The 232-nt window shown below is 43.1% G+C and carries 1 protein-coding gene; it reads left to right on the top strand.

Annotated elements, in window-relative coordinates:
- Window positions 1–9: 9 nt before the first annotated feature.
- The gene (locus tag CHH91_RS19180) at window positions 10–162 is read left to right on the top strand and encodes a hypothetical protein (protein WP_286160862.1); all 153 of its coding nucleotides are present in this window, start codon (window positions 10–12) and stop codon (window positions 160–162) included.
- Window positions 163–232 lie beyond the last annotated feature (70 nt).

Below are 232 nucleotides of genomic sequence, written 5' to 3' on the forward strand. Positions count from 1 at the left end.
CTGCGGAATGTGCTAAGTAAGCAACTCCAAGGGGCAATACAGTGGCATGCCAATGTTTACTCTTATATGAACGAGCGCAGTTATTACCCGTCTTACAACCTTGGCCAATTGCTGGAAAACGACATTACCAACGCTCACCGCGCGATACAAATGGACTATTAATGGTGTAATCACATCTTTGCTCTCATGTTGTGGTCCAAGACAAAACAAGAAAAAAGCCATGCAATCAAAA

The sequence above is a fragment of the Virgibacillus sp. 7505 genome (genome assembly GCF_002272135.1).
In the GTDB taxonomy this organism is placed as follows: Bacteria; Bacillota; Bacilli; order Bacillales; family Amphibacillaceae; genus Terribacillus.